Source organism: Vreelandella janggokensis (assembly GCF_031451615.1).
Classification (GTDB): domain Bacteria; phylum Pseudomonadota; class Gammaproteobacteria; order Pseudomonadales; family Halomonadaceae; genus Vreelandella; species Vreelandella janggokensis.
Genome location: NZ_JARWAJ010000007.1, coordinates 196,727 through 213,247, shown reverse-complemented (window position 1 = coordinate 213,247; position 16,521 = coordinate 196,727). Strand labels below are relative to the sequence as shown.

Sequence of the window (16,521 nt, the reverse complement as noted above, 5' to 3'; positions counted from 1 at the left end):
CAACGCCAGTAGCGTCCGGTTTGCTTGTTATAAAGCCGCCTGAGCGCTTGACGACATGAAGGCGGCTTTCGGAAGGGTTACAGGCGCTTGACGAAGATCCAGTAAGTGTCGCCTGAAATGGCTTTCTTCATATGCACTTTTACCTTGGTGGGGGTCATCTGGTAATCGAACACGTATTCGAACATGGTGTTCAGGTCACCGTTTTTGACTCCTTCCTTGAAGCGTCCCTGGAATTCTTTGCTTTGCGTGCAGGGCGCCACGTCGGTAAAAAAGTTCTTGCCGATAACGCTTTTGGGGTCGCGACCGGTAATGCCACCTTCTGCGGCGTTGTATTGAATAATCTTGCCGCTGGCATCCAACTGAATGGCGCCGAAGGCTAATTCATCCAGTTTTTTGTCATCCATCTTCGCCAGCGAGTTTTCAATATCATCGCCACCAAACCGAACCATTTCCATTGCCATCACTACACCTCCAGATTGAACGCTTCGAATGTATGTCGATTCACCACGCACCCTACAAAACATATACAAGAATTGTATGCGGAGCCTTGAAGCTAGCAGTATCCGCCACCCAAGGCAATCAACTAATACTATTTAATGACGGCGCCCCCATTTAGTGCTCATCGAGTAATGCCGTCATTTGCGTCACCTGCAAGCAGAAAGGCCCTGCGGTTCGGTCGGCGATCAAGAAGCCCACCTGGGTGAGGTCCGATGGCTTAAGGGATGGCGCGTCGCTTAACCGCGTTCCACGCCGCACGGCTTCAAAGGCGGACCATGGAAAGTGCAGTATCTCGAGGTGGTCCTGAGGCGGCATAAACGTCACCCGGTAAGCGGACGCATCGCCCAGGGAGTTACTTTTAAGGCGCAGTTGATAGGTGCGTCCATCGCCGCGCACGGTTAGCGTTATGCCACGGGCATCCGCCAGCGTTGATTCAAAATCGTGGGGCTCGCGGCGAACGGAGGCAAAACCGCCGCCGTTTTCCAGCGATACCTCGCCATGAAAGCGCCCCTCACCGTCAACAACACTGAACTGACTCCGGGATTTGCCGCCCATCACGCCATCATCGACGGCGTACCAGCGCTGCTGTTCACTGGGATCATTAAAGGTCAGCGTCATACGATCACCTCTCAACGGCTCGTGAGTAAGAAAAAGCCCCTGGCGTCATACCGCCAGGGGCCTTGGTTACAGTAGCTTAATCGCTGGTTTGCTTACAGCTTGGCAGCAGCCACCGGTGCGGGTTCGTCTGCGTCCAGTTCCTCAGGTGATGCGGATACCAGCGCAAATTCCTCCTCCGCGGTTTTCGCGACCAGATGATTTTTACTGTAGAGGAAATAGTAGGCCGCCCCGGCAATGAAGAGCACAATGGTGTAGTTGAACGCGCGGGGATCGAAGGCGTATACGCCAGTGAGCGCCACAAGCGAGAGCACCAATGCAATGCCCGAGGTCACTACGCCGCCAGGGGTTTTATAAGGCCGCGGCAGATCCGGTTGTTTGACTCGCAGCATGATATGGCTCAGCGCCATCAGCGCGTAAGAGATTGTCGCTCCCACCACTGCCATGCCAAGAATCAGATCGCCTTCGCCGCTGAGTGATACCAAGAAGCCAAACACACCGGGCACAATCAGCGCCAGATAGGGCACTTTGCGTTCGCTGGTAAGCGATAGCGGTTTAGGAATATAGCCTGCACGGGAAAGCGCGAATACCAGACGGCTATAGCCGTAGATAATCGAGAAGAAGGAAGCGATCAGACCGGCCAGTCCCAATATGTTAACCAGGGTGGCAAGCATTGGGTTGCCCGCTGCATTCAGGGCATCGACCAGTGGCACCCCGCTTTGGCCGATCATCTCGGCGCCCGCCGCACCGGCGAGCAGCACCACGACCAACAAGGCGGTGAACAGCAGAAACAGCATCGCGCCGATAATACCCTTGGGCATATCCCGAGCGGGGTCTTTGGCTTCCTCCGCTGCCAGCGGCACACCTTCCACCGCCAGGAACAGCCACATGCCGAAGGGCAGCGCCGCCCAGATACCGTACCAGCCAAACGGCATAAAGGTACTCGCGCCCGCCGCATCGGTGGGGGCGATATCAAACAGGTTGGCGGCGTCAAAATTGCCGATCAGCGCCACGGCGGTGGCAATGATGGCGAAAACCGCCAAGCCGCTGATCACCATCATGACTTTCAGCGCTTCACCCACCCCGGCCAGGTGAATACCGATAAACACGGCGTAAAACAGCAGATACACCAGCGGACCGTTAATGCCCAGTAATGACTCCACCGCGGCACCGATGAAAATCACGATCGCCGCCGGGGCCAGAGCGTATTCGATCAATACCGCAAGCCCGGTGAGATAACCACCGGCCGGCCCCATGGCCTGGCGGGCAAAGCTGTAACCGCCACCCGCTGCGGGTATCGCGGCGGACATTTCCGCAAGCGATAACACCAGCGCAAGATACATCAACGCCATCAAGCAGGCGGCAATCGCAAAACCACCCCAGCCCGCTTCGCCGATACCGAAGTTCCAGCCTGCAAAGTCACCGGAAATAACATAGGAAACCCCTAACCCCGCCAGCAGCATCCAGCCGGCGGTGCCTTTACGCAGTTGACGTTTTGCCAAATACGCCTGATCAACTGATGGTTGTGTCATCGTTTTGCCCTCATGGTGTGGAACGAAAGTGTCGTCAGCGGCGTGCTTTGCTATGTGCTGCTTACTGCGTTCCATATTGTTATTGGAGAATGATTACGTCGTTGTTGTGATACGTCTGCTGTTATACGGCTGCTGCCGTTCGTCAAGGTCGTTAATCAGCGACCAGAAAGTTGCGTATTGAACCCGATGCGGCGTCACCTTCCAGCACATCGTCTTCACTACGATCTTTCAACTTAACCCCCGACACCTTGAGCTGACGGGCCTCTTTAAAAAGTAGAAAGAAGCGCCGGGCGGCCTCCTCGATCTGCAAACCCGCCGGGCGCACGTTGGAAATACAGTTACGCCGGTCATCTTTTAGTCCCGGTTCCGGCGCCCAGGTCATATACAATCCCAGGCTATCCGGCGAGCTTAACCCTGGCCGTTCACCGATCATCACCAGAACGGCGTCAGCGTTCAGTAGCGCACCAATCTCATCGCCAATCGCCACCCGCCCCTGCTCGACAATGGTCAACGGCGCTAGCTGCCAATCCGCAACATCGCTGTTGAACATCTGATACAGCGTGCTGAGAAACGGCACGCTGTTCTGCTGCACGGCCAGCGCAGAGAGTCCATCGACAATCACTACCGCGAGGTCATAGCGCTGCTGAGAGGCGGCGGCCTGCTGTAATTGCGCACGGGTCTCATCGTTGAGACGGCGGCCATAGTCAGGCCGCTGCAGATACATGGCGCGATCCTGGGCATGGCTATGTAAGCGTATGGGCGCCTCTGACACCTCAGGTGTGGTTGTTAACTCAGTGGCAAGCGCATCAACATCCAGCGGGGTATGAACGGCGTCCTGGGCCTGCGCGTGGGCGAGCTGAAAGGCCAGCAGCTTGCTGGTCGGCAGGCTGACACCCGCGCGCCCCAGTCCAATTCGCGCGTCGGTAAACGCATTCAGGCGCTCCCAGGGGTTGTCGACGACGATGGGCGCTGTCGGCTTATCAACCATGTCGCGGCTCCTGTGGCAGGTGGCGCAGGCTATTGGCAAAGGCGGCAGGCAACTGGTCGTTGAGCCGGTGGGTGCTGACATCCTGGAAAATCTGCATGTCTTCAAGCCAGCGCTCGAACTCCGGCGCCGCTTTTAGCCCCAGCACCCGCCTCGCGTAGAGCGCGTCGTGAAAGGAGGTGGTCTGGTAATTGAGCATAATGTCGTCAGAACCGGGGATGCCCATGATGAAGTTGCAGCCCGCCACGCCGAGCAGCGTGAGCAGGTTATCCATATCGTTCTGATCGGCCTCGGCGTGGTTGGTATAGCAAACGTCGCAGCCCATGGGCACGCCCAGCAACTTGCCGCAGAAGTGGTCTTCCAACCCCGCCCGGGTGATCTCCTTGCCGTCGAACAGGTATTCAGGGCCGATAAAGCCCACCACGGTATTGACCAACAGCGGATTAAACTTGCGGGCCACCGCGTAGGCGCGGGCCTCGCAGGTTTGCTGGTCAAGCCCGTGATGGGCATCGGCGGAGAGCGAGCTGCCCTGGCCGGTTTCAAAATACATCACGTTGCGCCCCACCGTGCCGCGGTTAAGCGACTGCGCCGCCGCTTCCGCTTCCGCCAGGGTGCTCAAGTCAAAACCAAAGCTGCGGTTAGTCGCCTCGGTGCCGCCTATTGACTGAAACACCAAATCAACCGGGGCACCCTGCTCAATCGCCTCCAGCGTATTGGTGACGTGGGTAAGCACGCAGGACTGGGTAGGGATCTGATATTTCTGAATGACTTCGTCCATCAGGCGCATCAGCTTGACGCTCTGGGCGACGTTATCAGTGGCCGGATTGATGCCGATCACCGCGTCGCCGCTGCCGTAGAGCAGCCCGTCGAGAATACTGGCGGCAATGCCGGTGACATCGTCGGTGGGGTGGTTTGGCTGGAGCCTTGTCGAGAGCCGACCCGGCAGGCCGATGGTGTTACGAAAAGCCGTGGTGACCCGGCACTTTTTGGCGACCAGAATCAGATCCTGGTTGCGCATCAGCTTGCTGACAGCGGCGGCCATTTCAGGAGTAATGCCTGCGCGTACTTCTGTTAGCACCTCACTGGTGGCGTGGTCGGAGAGCAGCCAGTTGCGAAAGTCGCCCACGGTCAGGTGACTGATAGGCGCGAAAGCGTCGGCGTTGTGGTCATCGACAATCAGCCGGGTGATTTCGTCCTCTTCATAGGGGACCAACGCCTCGTTCAAAAAGGTGTTGAGTGGCAGCTCGGCCAACACCATTTGGGCAACTACGCGCTCTTCGGCACTCTCCGCCATCACCCCGGCCAAGCGATCACCGGAACGGGGCGGCGTGGCTTTGGCCATTAACTCGGCCAGGCTTGCAAAGCGGTAGCTGCGGCTCCCCACCGTGGAGTGATAGGCTTGTGCCATAAAGCGTTCCTTTTGGCGGAATGAGGCGCTATAAAAAAGCGCCAAGGTACAATACTTGCTTGTTTCTACCTTAGCGCTAACCCTTAATGGGAAGTATCGAGTTTTGGCAAACTCACCACACTCTCGATAATCCAAACAAAAACAAACAGGTACGTAAAAAACAGGGCAATTAACGTCCTTAAGCAGCCACAAAGGAGTTGATCATGGACGTGTCTGGCAGCGCTCATGCACCAAAAAGATGCATTCAGGAAGCGTTTGATGCTGATGAGCACGCCAACAACCTGACGCGCTGGCAACAGCAATACGACCAGTTAAGCCCTGGCCGATTCTACGGTCGGCTGGATGAAATCGAGCTGACCGGTATGCAGGTGTTTAAAGAGCACACCGGCCAAGCGCTGCGTCAAGACTGCTGCGTGTGGCCCAACTCGCTGTGGATTGGCATACCGCCATTAACACAAGGATCACGCATTAACGGACAAGCGCTGAATGTCGATGAGGTCATGTGTCGACCAGGCGGCCACGACTTTGAACTCGTCACCCCAGATGCGTTTGATATTTATGGTTTGGTGGTTGACTTGCCCACGCTGAACGCCGCCGCAGCGCAACAGGGTATTAAGCTGGATGAGCGATGGCAGCAAGTACCACGCCGCCATGTGGCGCATGACACGCTGAGTGCCGTTACGTTTTTGCTGGAAAAGTTAGTGGTTAACCCGAAAGGCACCATTGCCGAACGACTGCATCGAGATATTTTTTTGATGGCTCTGCTTGAATTACTGCAGGCGGAAAAGCCTTGCCAGGAAGCACCACCCAGCTATGCGCATCGAAAAGAAGTCGTCGACCGCGTTAAGCGTTACGTCGACGAACATCTGGAAGGACCGGTCACCATGGAGGCACTGTGCGAACTGACCCATGTCAGCAGGCGCACGCTGCAATACAGCTTTACCACCATTCTTGGCATCAGCCCGCTGCAGTTTCTGCGCCTTACCCGGCTCAACCGGGTTCGACGGGCATTGCGGGCCGCAGCCCCTGATCAGTCGGTGACCGAGATTGCCACTTATTGGGGGTTCTGGCATCTGGGTCAGTTCGCCCATGACTACAAGCAACAGTTTGGTGAATGTCCCTCACAAACGCTGAGCGCCCACAAGCCAGCGTTCAGCAAACTGGTCGGCGGGTAGCGGCCGATCAAAATAGTAGCCTTGCGCCTGGGTACACCCCATCGCCAGCAGTGCTTCCGCCTGGGAGGCATGTTCAATACCTTCCGCGATCGTTGCGAGCCCCAAGGTGGTGGCCATGGCAATAATTGTCTCGACTATAACGCGGTCATTGTCGCTGGTGAGCATGTCGCGAACGAATGAAATATCAATCTTGATTTTATCGGCGGCAAAACGCTTTAAATAGGCCAACGACGAATACCCTGTACCAAAGTCATCAATCGCCAATCCCAACCCTTTTCCTTTCAGGGTTTTGGTCATGGCTATGGCCTTTTCGGGATTCACCATGATACCGCTTTCGGTGATTTCCAGGCTGAGCATTGAGGCTTCCACCTGAAACTGCTGGCAGTAGTCCAATAGTGACCTTACCAGATCACCGTCTTCAAACTGGTCGGCCGCAATGTTGATCGCCAACTGCCCCGGTAGCCACAGGCCCTGTTGGTGCCATTGCGCCAGATGCCGACAGGCTTCTTCTATAACCCAGTTGCCCAGCGCCACCATCATGCCACGGTCTTCGGCAATGGGAATAAACTTGCCAGGTGACACGACACCAAGTTCCTCATCGTGCCAACGGCATAACGCCTCAGCGCCGATTAACTTTCCATTCCGAAGGTCGACCTGTGGCTGAAAATGCAGACGCAGTTGTTTTTCTGTAATGGCATTGGACAGCCGTTTGGCTATCTGCAACTGCTCAGCGACTTCGCACTCCATCCACGGTTCAAAGACACAAACAGGCAGCTTTTGGCGCTTGGCTTGGTAGATGGCAATGTCGGCATCCTTAAGAAGGTCCAAAGGCGTTGTTGCATGCCGAGGGGAGAGCGATATGCCGACACTGACCGTGAGTTCGAAGGATTGCTGGTAGATGCTGAAAGGATCCTCGATGCACTTGCACAATCGCCGTGCATTTGCCAGGGCTTCGGCTTCATCGCGAGCAGGGCAGACCACAACAAACTCATCTCCGCCCAACCGTGCCAGATACTCGTTGTGCGTCAATGATGCCGCCAAGCGGCTGGCCACTTCTTTAAGGACGAGATCCCCCAAATCGTGCCCGGCGGTGTCATTGATCTCTTTGAAATGATTAAGGTCCAGAATTAACAGTGCCAGGCCCGGAGCCGGTATATCGGTGAGCACATGCTTTAAGTGGCGCATGAAAGCCGCTCGGTTGGGTAATTGGGTACCCGTGTCATTAAAGGCCAGTTGCCTTATACGGCTTTCATCTTCCTGGCGCTCCAGCTCTGACGCAGCACGGGCTGCAAATATCTGCAGCACATTACGTACAATCTCCACCTCGGCCAGCGGCTCTTTGAACATCACGCCAACAAGCCCCATGGGTTGACCATGGCTATTATCCAAGCGCCTCCCTACATACCCATTTACCCAACTCAGCGCCCCCTTCGTTTCACCGGGAAGCATGAAGGCAGCATCTTTATGAACAATGCATTCCTGTTGGACCATCACCTTGTGGCAAGGCACCCCAGGCAGGTAGTAGGTAAAATTATCCTGAAGCTGGCCTTCTACGTACAGCGTTAATGTACATGCGAAATCAGTATCTTGCTCATCCAGCAGCGCAATAAACCCGACTTCTGCCGATAAGGCCTCGGCCATGTGTACCGTGAGTTGATGAAGAAACGCCTCGCCGCTACTGGCGGAGACGGCCGTCGCAATTCTGGTGACCGCATGCTGGATACGTGCTTCCGCTTGTTTTTGCCGACGGCTATAGATCCCTAATGATAGTTCATCGACCAGTTCTTCCAGCAACTGCATTTCTTCGACGTTAAGCCTGTCAGACTGTCGATGATAAAGCGTCATTACACCGTACTGCTTATCGGCATACTGAAGCGGCAAGGCAACCACCTGTTCGGCTCCCAGCACGCTGAGGGCCTGATTAACCCCCAAAGGCAATGTTTCATCATTGGGGCGCTCAATGACGACAGGACGATTAAGCTGCAGCGCTCTCTCGGCCAGCCCTTTGCAGTAACGTGAAATAAAGAGCTGAGCGGGGCTCAACCAGGAAGCGGCCTCACCGTCTTCATCCGCCATCGCCTCTATGGATAAAACCTCCTCTGATCCCGCATCAGGCGTTAACGCGGTAACCCAGGCGCCAGCGTACCCGCCGATGCCCACCGCCAGGCAGCACGCTGACTGCAACAAATGTTGTTCGCTACCGGTATGCATTAATAAATCGTGACGCCGATTCATTAGCTGCAGTGCTCTTTTCTTTCTGCGTAACCGTGCTTGAACATTATCCTGGGTGAGTTGGCGGGCAAGTTCGGTTCCCCCCAGTATCGCGATGACTCGCAAGATCTCTTCAGCGTAGGCAGGCAGCACCAGAGGTGACGAGTGCATGATGGCAAGCACCCCCATGCAGGTGCCGTCGGGTGCTTGTAGCGCCATGCCCCAATAGCCTTCCGCCGATAGCTCACCCAGCCGTGCGTCATTAGGGAAGTGGTCGCTTACACCCGACAGGGTGCGCCAGCGGGTTAGCATAACGACCTGTTCGCAGGGTGTGTCCTTTACAGCGTAAGTATCCAGCTCGCTGGGCGCCCCATGGGTCCAGAAGGCCAAAGGGGTTGCGATACCACGCTCAGAATCAAAGCGTGCCAATAGCACATGGTCAACGCACAGGATGTCCGAGAGCGCTTTTACCAAGTGATAAAAAAACCCGTTTTCAGTGACAGAGGTCAAGCTGTCAGCCAACTGCCCAAAAACCACTGGAGCCTTAGTAGAAGACATGATATTAACGCCTTGAAATCCGACAGGTACGCCACGTCTGCTCGCCAAAGGCTGTATAAGGCTGCAGTGTGATCATCCCTGAACCATTCGCTAGTAGAGTAAATAATTTCATGTATTACGTTATAAACCACGACCCGCCGCTTCCAACGGCAGGGCCTACACCCGCTGTGCGTCTAAATCTGCCTTTAATTTGGCATCAGCTAAGGCCCACCTAATCAACTACTTCCATTTATGAAAACGCGAAAATAGCTTCAACTCACCCCTAAAAAAACCAACTAAAAACACCCAACTTACTTTTAATTAAATGATCAAAGAAATTAAATTTTTCATCTGCCTATTTCCCCTGCAGACGTTGCTATCAAAAACTCTCTATCCTGCTGTACATCAACCTAAAAAGTTGATATTCAACCCAAACAGTCCTTCATGTCAATAGGTTGATCCTCAACCATTTAGGTCTATACGGAGGGCACTGTGAACAAAACTGAACAGAAACGGCTAGCTAGCAACATTGGCAGAGCAATTGCCAAGCAGCGGATTCGCAGTCAACTTACCCAGGAAGAAGTGGCTGAACGCTTGGGCATTGGCAATGAGGCCGTGTCGCGGATAGAGCGTGGCAGGGTGATCCCCAACATCGTTCGGCTGCTGGAACTGGCAGAAATCTTCAACTGCGAGGCCGCATTGTTATTAGGGCAAGCCAGCTTTCACCTGGACGACCAGTCCAGTCGGGTAAAGCAACTTCTGGCACCACTCGATACAAGTGACCGCCAGCTGTTACTCGATATTCTCGAGAATCTAACCAACCGTTTTAATCATAAAAAATAAATTAAAGCCGATTAAAAATAAGAAAAGCTTCATAAAACTATATTAAAAAAACAAACTGACCATCAGCCTTTAAACAATGACCTCATAAAATTAAAGCAAGATCGAGCCTTCCCGAAGCCCCACCCTTGTTGGTGACCTTTACTCATTCGTGCTATAGATGATTGATCAACGCTGCATGCCAGTGAGGGCATTGATGCTCAACACCACCGTTTGGAACCGTATACGCTATACCGCCTATGCGCCACTATACGATGCCATTGCGAGTCGTGCTTTTCGCAGGCCTCGGCGGGTGGCGCTGGGTCAGGTGGACTGGGAACCTGGAATGCGCGTCTTGCTGGTGGGGGCTGGCACTGGGTTAGACCTTCCTTTTATACCTCGTGAGCTGGAGATTCATTTAACCGACCTGACACCCGCCATGGTCACGCGCGCCAAGACTCGTGCTCATCGCTATCAGCGCGATGTCACTTGCCACGTAATGGATGCTGAAGCGCTAACCTATCCGGACGAGCATTTCGACGTTGTGATCATGCATTTACTGCTCGCTGTCATGCCCAACCCCCAGCAAGGTCTGGCTGAAGCTTACCGCGTACTCAGGCCTGGCGGTCAGTTATGCGTGATGGACAAGTTCCAGCCTGACGGCCAGCCAGCAGGTGCTAGTCGACGTCTTGTCAATATAGTGACGTCTGCACTCGCAACCGATATTACCCGCCAAGCAGAGCCGTTGCTTACCCAGGCCGGATTCCAGATCCGCCACGACGAACCGGTCCTGATGAACGGCTTGTTTCGTGCCCTGTTGGCCGCCAAACCCGAATGACACCTTATATTGCGACGCTATGTCGCCCGGTTGGACTGGTGCCATCCAACACCCTCGCCTACCATACGGGCTGACGCTCTTTTCCAGGTTCTGCGCTGGATCGCCATAAAACGCCGCCACTCGTCGCGTGTACGCACTTACATTTTCCCTAAACTCAAAAAGGTATCGCCATGCCCAAAGCTGCCGTCAAACGGTTTCGCCGCCTACCTGACGATGAACAGTCACGCATCATCGAAATGGCCTGGGAAGACCGCACGCCATTTGAAGCCATTGCAACGCTCTATGGTCTTGCCGAACCCGATGTAATCGAGGTAATGCGCCACCAGCTGAAACCGGCTTCATTTCGCCTCTGGCGCAAACGGGTCACCGGCCGCGCGACGAAACATACCGCTCTGCGCTCACCGGATGTCCTACGCGGCTACTGCCCAACGCAATATAAGCGCTGATTGCTGCTCATGAAGAGCTTCATGTAGACGCCAGAGAAACATATCTTTCTGTTGCCACCTCTTTTTTGTTATATTATTACATAACATACTATCATTTAGAGGTGACCTGGTAATGACTGCGCTTTCTCCTTTACCCGTGACAGTGCTCTCGGGTTTTCTGGGTGCTGGCAAAACCACCGTGCTCAATCATATTCTTGCCAACCGTGAAGGTCGCCGTGTGGCGGTCATCGTCAACGATATGAGCGAGGTCAATATCGACGGCGCGCTGGTGCGCGGCGGCCCTGGCCAGTCGACGCTGGATGGCGAGGTGGCGCTTAATCGCAGTGAGGAACGGCTGGTCGAGATGAGCAATGGCTGCATCTGCTGCACCCTGCGTGAAGACTTGCTGGAAGAGGTCAGCCAACTGGCCCGGGAAGGCAAGTTCGATTATCTAGTGATTGAGTCCACCGGCATTTCCGAGCCGTTGCCCGTGGCGGAAACCTTCACGTTCGAAGATGAAAGCGGCCAGAGCCTTTCCCACCTAGCGCGGCTGGATACGCTGGTCACTGTGGTCGACGGGGCAAATTTTCTGGAGCAGTACCGCGAAGCGCAAAGCCTGGCCGAAGCAGGCGAAAGTATGGGTGAAGAGGATGAACGCAACGTGGCCGACCTGCTGGTCGATCAAGTTGAGTTTTGCGACGTCTTGCTGATCAGCAAGACCGATCTGATTAGCGACAAAGAGCTGGACGCTCTAAAAGCCATTCTGCGCTCGCTGAACCCCGATGCTGAACTGGTGCCGATTACCCAGGGCGACGTGCCGCTGGATAAGGTGCTCGACACCGACAAGTTCAACTTTGAGCGCGCACAACTGGCACCCGGCTGGCTGAAAGAGATGCGCGGTGAGCACGTGCCCGAAACCGAAGAGTACGGCATCGGCAGCTTTGCCTACCATGCCCGCCGCCCCTTCCATCCCCAAAAATTTCACGACCTGCTGAATCAGGAGTGGTTCGGTAACGGCCTGCTACGCTCGAAAGGCTTCTTCTGGCTGGCGACCCGCCCGCGCTACGCGGGCCAGTGGAGCCAGGCAGGCGGTATCGCCCACCACGGTATGGCCGGCGTATTCTGGAAAGCCATTCCTGAAGACCAATGGCCGGACGACCCAGAAACACGACAGTTTATTATGGACAAGTGGCAAGAACCGTTTGGCGACATGCGCCAGGAACTGGTATTTATCGGCCAGAGTCTGGATCAAGCCAAAATGCGCGCAGCGCTGGATGATTGCCTGCTGAGTGAAGCAGAGTTACTCGAAGGCATGGAAGCGTGGAAGACGCTACCCGACCCCTTCCCTGCTTGGGAATGACATGTCGTTAGTGGTCGGCATTGCCTAAATGCCTTTCAGCCCACTGGCGCACGTCCGGGTAGGGCCGCTGTTCGAAAACCGCGAAGCCGTTAAGGCCACGAGCTTTGAGCGGTGTGAATATCGGCATGGTGAGGCCGCACAGAAAGTGCGCCAGCCGCTGCGCGTTAGGCGGCTTACCAAACTGTTCGGTGTGGCGCTCAATCAGCGGCCTGGCATAGCGCGCAAAATCAGCATCGCTTAGCGCGGGCAGCGGCGGCGCATCCGGCAGTCGCACGGGGTGGCCATAACACACCGAGCAGTGCCCGCAGCGGCCCTGCTCGGTCTCGGGTGGTGCTTCAAAAGTGCTATCGCCAAAGTGTTCGGCCAGCCGCCGCGTCAGACAACTTTCCGATTCAAACAGCGCCAGCATGGCCTGTAGCCGCTCAATCTCAATTCGTTCCCGATGTCGGCATTCGTCAATTAACTGACTCGCCAGCGCTTCAATGGCAAAATTCGGCTGAAGCACCTCGTACACGTCGGTCATCCGCTTGCCTTCCAGGGTCAGCCAGCCTTTATCCTGAAAGTACTCAAGCGCAGCAATCACGCGGGCACGGGAGGCGTCAATCTGCTGGGCCTGCCCCGCACTGTGCAGGCGCTCAAAATCCACCGTTCCCCAGGTCCGGGCGATGGGGATGTTATCGACAATAAGGCGCACAAAGGCCGCGCGTTCGCCCTCAAAGCGGCTCACCAGTTCCGCGGGTTCGATGTGATAGCGCAGCCGATACTCGGCGAGAAACGCAAAGCGCGGGGCGATAATGCCGTGCATTTCCAACCGCACTAATAGAGTTTTCAATGGCAGCGAACGGATATTGGTGTCGCGGGAAAGCGTGAAAACCAACACTTCCCACTGGCGGTCGGGCTGGCCACCTGCTGCCGCGATCTCTTCCAGCAAGCGGACAATGCCGGCGTATTCGGGGGTATCGCCGTAAACGAAATTTTCCAGCACCCGCAAGCCATCGCGTCCCGCCATGGTCAGGCAGGTGGAAGGCCGGCCGTCGCGCCCCGCCCGGCCGATCTCCTGGCTGTAGTTTTCGATGGATTTGGGCAGGTCATAGTGAACGACGTTGCGGATATTGCCCTTGTCGATGCCCATGCCAAAGGCAATGGTGGCCACGATGCAGGGCGATTCCCCGCGCATGAACTGCCCCTGAATCTCATCCCGCCGCTGCGAATCGAGCCCGGCATGATATGCCTGGGCGGCAATGCCTTGAGCCGTCAGCGCTTTCGCCACCTGCTCTGCAGTTTGCTGCAGGGTGACATAGATAATCGTCGGCGCCTCAAAGCCCGGCTGCATCTGCGGTGTCAGCCACCCAATCAACTGCTGCTGGCGATCCTCCAGGGCAGGTGCCACCAGCAACTCAAGATTGGGACGATAGAAGCCGGTGGTGATGACGTTATCCGGCGCGATGGCAAACTTCTCACGCATATCGGCGATAACGGCGGGCGTTGCCGTGGCGGTGAGCAACAGCACCTGGGGAATGGCAAACTCACGCTGGTAGTCCGGCAGTTTGAGGTAATCGGGGCGGAAGTTATGCCCCCATTCAGAGAGGCAGTGGGCTTCGTCGACCACCATAAGAGAAATACGCACCTGGCGTAGAAAGTGCCGAAAACGCTCGTTCTTGAGCCGCTCCACCGAGACCATGAGGATTTTCAGCTCGCCGCTTTTGGCTCGCTCCATGACGTCACGGGTGGTGTCACGGTCTTGGGTGGAATCAATACTCGCTGCGGCCACACCATGACGGGCCAGAAAGGAAAGCTGATCCTGCATTAGCGCCAGCAGCGGCGACACCACCAGGGTCAAGTGCGGAAGGTGAATCGCTGGCAACTGATAGCAGAGCGACTTCCCTGCACCGGTGGCAAAAATCGCCGCCGTGGTGTACCCATCCAGCACCCTTGACACTACCGCCTGCTGGCCACCGCGAAAGTCGTCAAAGCCGAAGACGTCCTTGAGCGTTTGTTGCGGCGATATCGGGGACATGACCGTTCCTTGGCGGAAAAGTAAAACAGTTGGCCAACAGCCTACCGTAAAACGTACCCATCAGACTATCCGTGGGCGTTACTCCCAGGCCGCACCTTCCAGTGCATCCAGCGGAATTTTCAGGTAGCGCTTGCCGTTGGCCTCTGGTTCCGGGAGGCGACCGCCTTGGGTATTGACCTGTAGCGCGTGGAGAATCAGCTTAGGCATGGGGAGCTCGCTGTCACGCTTTTGGCGCAGCGCAATGTAGTCATCCTGGCTTTTGCCCACCAAGTGCGGGTTGTGCGCCCGCTGTTCGGCGACGCTGCTTTGCCACTGGGGCTCTCGATCATCAGGCATATAATCGTGGCCGGTGAACAAGCGAGTATGGTCGGGCAGGGAGAGAATCTGCTGGATGGAATCCCATAGCGCTTTGGCACTTCCACCGGGAAAGTCCGCCCTGGCGGTACCAAAATCAGGCTGAAAAAGGGTGTCATGAACGAAAGCCGTATCGCCGACCACATAAGTAATCGAGGCCAGTGTGTGGCCTGGCGAATACAGCACGCGGGCGTCCAGCTTACCGATTTTAAACGTGTCGCCTTCCGCAAACAGCGTGTCCCACTGACGGCCGTCGGTGGGCATTTCCGGCCAGTGATAGATATCCTTCCACAGCGCCTGCACTTGAGTGACGTGCTGGCCAATGGCGGTGGGCGCGCCGGTTTTTTCTTGTAAATAGTGGGCCGCCGAGAAGTGGTCAGCGTGGGGATGGGTATCCAGAATCCAGGCGACCGAAAGCCCTGCTTGCTCTATATAAGCCAGTAACTCGTCCGCATTAAAGGTCGCCGTCGCGCCAGACTTCTCATCGTAATCCAGCACCGGGTCAATAATCGCGCACTGCTGGGTAGCAGGGTCGCTCACTACGTACTGAACGCTGAAGGTGCGTGGATCAAAAAAACCGGCGACATCCGGCGTGCCTTCTCCCTTGTGCTGGGAAAGCGCGAAGGTCTTCATGCTTATATCCTCAATGTTGACGCCATTCAATAAAGGTTATAAAGATAGCTGATTAAAGAATATAAGCAATAGCACTCACGAAAACGCTTTTTCCAGCGCAAAACGGGGCTGGGTCTGGCCCTCTTTGCTGACTGTCTCCATAAACATCTCAAGCGGGCGCACCCAGAGACCGTAGTCGCCATACAGGGCACGATACACAACCAGCGGCTCTTCACTTTCGCTGTGCTGGGCAGTCCCGAGAACTTCGTAAAGGCTGCCTTTGTAATGGCGGTAAATACCGGGGACGGGAGCGGTCATAAAGCTTCCTTTTGAGTCGCTGGCTGGTTGGCTTTTTTGGCAAGTCGCTCAAGCACTTTTGAGGCAGCAACAAAACCAAAAGTGCCGGTTAAAAAAGTGGCGGCGCCAAAGCCTGAAGCGCAGTCCAACCGCGTGGCGTCACCGCTACCGGGCTTTTGCAGGCAGACTTCGCCGTCGCCGCTGGGGTAGATGAGCTGTTCATCGGAGTAGACGCATTCCACCGAGAAACGCCGTTTGGGGTTGCGGGAGAAGCCGTAGTCCCGGCGCAGCCGCGAGCGGACCTTTGATAGAAGCGGATCGTGCTCGGTGCGGGTTAAATCCGACACTTGAATGCGTGTCGGGTCGGTTTGCCCACCCGCCGCCCCCGTCACGGTAATCGGGATTTTGCGCCGTTTGCACCAGGCGATGAGCGCGGCCTTGGCGATCACGCTGTCGATGGCATCCACCACATGATCTGCGTCATCGGGGATGCGCTCGGCAAGATTGGCGGGCGTGACGAAGGCGGTATCAGCGACAATCTCAATCTCGGGGGCAATCAGGCGGCAGCGCTCAGCCAGTACGTCGACCTTGGGCTTGCCGATGGTGCCATCCAGCGCGTGAAGCTGCCGGTTGACGTTGGAGACACAGACATCATCCAGGTCGATCAGCGTCAGCTTGCCAATGCCCGAGCGCGCCAGCGCCTCGACTGTCCAGCTCCCTACCCCACCAACGCCGACGACCACCACGTGGGCATGGCGAAATACATCCGCGGCACGCTGACCATAGAGGCGGCGAATCCCGCCGAAGCGAAAATCGTAGTCCGCAGACGACATAGTAT

15 protein-coding genes are annotated in these 16,521 nt (G+C 56.0%); 5 read left to right on the top strand and 10 right to left on the bottom strand.

What is annotated here, in order from left to right; all coding sequences use genetic code 11:
- Positions 1-77 precede the first annotated feature (77 nt).
- The 5 genes from pyp to QC816_RS17265 form a co-directional block, all read right to left on the bottom strand.
- Positions 78-461, bottom strand: a complete 384-nt coding sequence (gene pyp / locus QC816_RS17285) for a photoactive yellow protein (protein ID WP_199284623.1) — start codon at positions 459-461, stop codon at positions 78-80.
- Between the two features lie 151 nt (positions 462-612).
- Positions 613-1,116, bottom strand: a complete 504-nt coding sequence (locus QC816_RS17280; RefSeq protein ID WP_199284622.1) for a CIA30 family protein — start codon at positions 1,114-1,116, stop codon at positions 613-615.
- A 92-nt stretch (positions 1,117-1,208) separates the two neighbouring features.
- Positions 1,209-2,645: an ethanolamine permease gene (gene eat, locus QC816_RS17275; RefSeq protein WP_085918400.1), complete on the bottom strand. Its 1,437-nt coding sequence runs from the start codon at positions 2,643-2,645 to the stop codon at positions 1,209-1,211.
- A 151-nt stretch (positions 2,646-2,796) separates the two neighbouring features.
- The gene (gene eutC, locus QC816_RS17270; RefSeq protein ID WP_264824545.1) at positions 2,797-3,633 is read right to left on the bottom strand and encodes an ethanolamine ammonia-lyase subunit EutC; all 837 of its coding nucleotides are present in this window, start codon (positions 3,631-3,633) and stop codon (positions 2,797-2,799) included.
- Positions 3,626-5,038: an ethanolamine ammonia-lyase subunit EutB gene (locus QC816_RS17265; protein WP_309783636.1), complete on the bottom strand. Its 1,413-nt coding sequence runs from the start codon at positions 5,036-5,038 to the stop codon at positions 3,626-3,628. Before QC816_RS17265 ends, eutC begins: the two co-directional genes overlap by 8 nt.
- Before the next feature lie 203 nt (positions 5,039-5,241).
- Here QC816_RS17265 and QC816_RS17260 point away from each other — a divergent pair, with 203 nt between their 5' ends.
- Positions 5,242-6,213, top strand: a complete 972-nt coding sequence (locus QC816_RS17260) for a helix-turn-helix domain-containing protein (RefSeq protein WP_309783632.1) — start codon at positions 5,242-5,244, stop codon at positions 6,211-6,213.
- Here QC816_RS17260 and QC816_RS17255 read toward each other — a convergent pair.
- The gene (locus tag QC816_RS17255) at positions 6,160-8,982 is read right to left on the bottom strand and encodes a bifunctional diguanylate cyclase/phosphodiesterase (protein ID WP_309783630.1); all 2,823 of its coding nucleotides are present in this window, start codon (positions 8,980-8,982) and stop codon (positions 6,160-6,162) included. The genes QC816_RS17260 and QC816_RS17255 overlap by 54 nt on opposite strands.
- Positions 8,983-9,453: 471 nt before the next feature.
- Between QC816_RS17255 and QC816_RS17250 the strand changes: the two genes are divergently transcribed.
- The 4 genes from QC816_RS17250 (at position 9,454) to zigA (ending at position 12,403) form a co-directional block, all read left to right on the top strand.
- Positions 9,454-9,804 carry a helix-turn-helix domain-containing protein gene (locus QC816_RS17250; protein WP_085918396.1) on the top strand — a complete coding sequence of 117 codons (351 nt, stop codon included), beginning with the start codon at positions 9,454-9,456 and terminating at the stop codon, positions 9,802-9,804.
- Positions 9,805-9,997: 193 nt separating this feature from the next.
- A complete protein-coding gene (locus QC816_RS17245; RefSeq protein WP_085918395.1) occupies positions 9,998-10,618 on the top strand; it encodes a class I SAM-dependent methyltransferase in 621 nt (206 codons plus the stop codon).
- A 170-nt stretch (positions 10,619-10,788) separates the two neighbouring features.
- Complete coding sequence (locus QC816_RS17240) at positions 10,789-11,064, top strand: TIGR03643 family protein (protein ID WP_085918394.1); 276 nt, start codon at positions 10,789-10,791, stop codon at positions 11,062-11,064.
- Between the two features lie 112 nt (positions 11,065-11,176).
- Positions 11,177-12,403 carry a zinc metallochaperone GTPase ZigA gene (gene zigA / locus QC816_RS17235; protein ID WP_309783626.1) on the top strand — a complete coding sequence of 409 codons (1,227 nt, stop codon included), beginning with the start codon at positions 11,177-11,179 and terminating at the stop codon, positions 12,401-12,403.
- A gap of 7 nt (positions 12,404-12,410) precedes the next feature.
- Here zigA and QC816_RS17230 read toward each other — a convergent pair whose 3' ends face one another.
- The 4 genes from QC816_RS17230 to tcdA form a co-directional block, all read right to left on the bottom strand.
- On the bottom strand, positions 12,411-14,420 hold the full coding sequence (locus tag QC816_RS17230; protein WP_264824549.1) for a RecQ family ATP-dependent DNA helicase: 2,010 nt from the start codon (positions 14,418-14,420) through the stop codon (positions 12,411-12,413).
- 78 nt (positions 14,421-14,498) lie between these two features.
- The gene (locus QC816_RS17225; RefSeq protein ID WP_085918391.1) at positions 14,499-15,407 is read right to left on the bottom strand and encodes an MBL fold metallo-hydrolase; all 909 of its coding nucleotides are present in this window, start codon (positions 15,405-15,407) and stop codon (positions 14,499-14,501) included.
- Between the two features lie 75 nt (positions 15,408-15,482).
- Entirely contained in the window at positions 15,483-15,704 is a 222-nt protein-coding gene (locus QC816_RS17220; protein WP_085918390.1) for a DUF1653 domain-containing protein, read from the bottom strand.
- Positions 15,701-16,516, bottom strand: a complete 816-nt coding sequence (gene tcdA, locus QC816_RS17215; RefSeq protein WP_268901150.1) for a tRNA cyclic N6-threonylcarbamoyladenosine(37) synthase TcdA — start codon at positions 16,514-16,516, stop codon at positions 15,701-15,703. Before tcdA ends, QC816_RS17220 begins: the two co-directional genes overlap by 4 nt.
- Positions 16,517-16,521: the final 5 nt, after the last annotated feature.